The 2,271-nt window shown below is 28.8% G+C and carries 1 protein-coding gene and 2 pseudogenes; all 3 read right to left on the bottom strand.

All coding sequences use genetic code 11. The annotated features are described in order from the left end of the window. Positions 1 to 104 precede the first annotated feature (104 nt). Positions 105 to 407, bottom strand: a pseudogene (locus tag PVA01S_RS26270) (UDP-N-acetylglucosamine 2-epimerase); the annotation flags it as partial. Between the two features lie 95 nt (positions 408 to 502). Continuing rightward, positions 503 to 1,363: an FAD-binding protein gene (locus tag PVA01S_RS26265; RefSeq protein ID WP_127610825.1), complete on the bottom strand. Its 861-nt coding sequence runs from the start codon at positions 1,361 to 1,363 to the stop codon at positions 503 to 505. Between the two features lie 164 nt (positions 1,364 to 1,527). Beyond that, positions 1,528 to 2,271: pseudogene (locus PVA01S_RS26940) on the bottom strand (hypothetical protein); the annotation flags it as partial.

The following is a 2,271-nucleotide window of genomic DNA, read 5'->3' as shown; positions in this document are numbered from 1 at the left end:
TTCTACCAATGGGTGGCTCTCAACACTAACATGATGGCTCTATTTTATTAATACAGTGGCTCTCACACATTGATCAAGCGGCTCTTTGGGACCGTAATATTCACTAAAGACGTTACAAATGTTGTAGAAGTATCACCGTGTACCAAAACTATATCCGGCTTAACTTCTTCCAACACATCTCTCACTTTTTCTAAAATATTTATAGTCACATCGAATAATGTTTGTTTTGCTTTCATGATAGATAGGTCATAATCTGGAACTATATCAAATGCCTCCAAGACCTGGTCTAACATTTCTCTATGTTGTCCAGTAACACAAACAACAGTTTCTAATTTATCTCGTGTTTTTAATTCTTTAACTAGGGGACACATCTTAATAGCCTCTGGCCGAGTCCCGAAAACTACCATTATTTTTTTCTTCACATTTATCTACCAACTTTACACTATTTACTTATATTTATGCCTCATAATGAAATAATCAGATAATTTTTTGTTCTATCATTCTATTTAACAGAAATCAATTCAATCTTACATTTACTAAAAAAAATAAAATGAATTAACCTTGTAATAAATATCAAGATTAAAATAGGAAGTGGACCACTAGATTTATTATTTATCCAGTTGGTTGTTTTTGAAGAGTATTGTGTTTTTCCTATCTTCAATCCTCTTAATAATTTAAAAATATAATAGTTTCCCTGTAAAAAAACTGATCCACAATTCGGTGCAATATTATCTTGGTATGCTTTCGACCATTTAAGACGGTCTTTAATTGGATTTCCTTCACCGAAGTCATTCTTAGGAAATCTAAAAATTGCACCAACTATTAATTTATCGTGGCAGCCAGTAAACATCGTTTTCCTGTAATCAATAATCATATCCCTACGATTAATTTCCTTGATTGAATGATCACTATCAATATAAGTGACACTTTCAACATAATCATAAATTGACTTGTTTATTTTCTTACCTTCTCCTGCATTCATAGCTAATGCTCCACCAATTGTGGCTGGTACTGAAGATAAGAAATAAAAGGACTCAAGTGAATTTTTATAACAGAATGATAAAACCTGATTCATCATAACCCTTGAAGAAATATAATATAAATTATCCTCTTTAGAAATACACTTAATTTCTTCTGGCAGACTATTTTTTAAAACTAGTGACTTAATATTTTTACGTGTGAATAAAGTATTAGAGCCATTTCCTAAGATGTATACTTTTTTATTGTTTTGTCTAGCCCATTCGATATAATATTGGTAATCATCTAAAGACTTGATTTCGCCATAATTCTCAAAATAGTGAGATGTTTTATATTTAGATAAGGAATCTGACTTAATACTATATATCTTTCTCTCATTACTCATTAAATATCCTCCCTAATTGTGAGAAACTTAATTCAGAAATCTTATTTTCTTTTATTTTTTTCACTAATAATTAGGTAAAAAAATACGGCTTATAAGATTTTATAAAAAATTATATATGAAAAACCATGATAAGCAGAACTCACTGATACATTTAAAACCTGTAATTACCGCTTCAAAATACTAATAATCCTATTTACTGAACTCATAACATAAACTCGCTCAAATATTAAACTGATAATAAGTACAATTAAGACGGCAAATATAAATATGATAAATGCAAATGAAAACCATGAGGCATAACTAACCGGATTAATTTTAATAAACACAAAAGGTAAGTAAATAATACTTATTGTTGTAAATATCCTTATAATCCTATATGCTGTCTGCTTAACAGGAAGTTTGGTAAGTTTCTTAGGTATAAAAAACATCAAATCAATATCTCTGTATAAATTAGATAGTATTGAACCTAATAAAACTCCCACAATACCGAAATGTGGTGTTAAGATAATACCAAGAATAACTGCAATTGCACCTTGTATTGTTGTCTGTAGTTTCGTTTCTTTGAACATTCCAGCAGAAATAACTAACATACCTTGTGGTGTTTTAATATTATATAACAAATCATTTAATACAAATAGAAACCCGATAAATGGCAGGTAGTAATTAATATCGTTAATCCCACTAGTATAAATTTTTATAAAAGGCATAATTGTAATAAAAGCAACAGCATAAATTATTGTAATTAAACAATAGTAAATAAATTCAAATTCGCTATAAACCTTTTGTAATTTTTGTTCTTCCTTCCTAGCAATTATATCTCCAAAAGAAGCTGATAACCCACTAATAAATATACTTGATAAACCATTTATACCTGTAATGACTATATTGAAGATAGTATAAACACTAAC

It is taken from the genome of Paenibacillus validus NBRC 15382 (assembly GCF_004000985.1).
Classification (GTDB): Bacteria; Bacillota; Bacilli; order Paenibacillales; family NBRC-103111; genus Paenibacillus_G; species Paenibacillus_G validus.
This window is presented reverse-complemented; position numbering and strand designations above follow the sequence as displayed.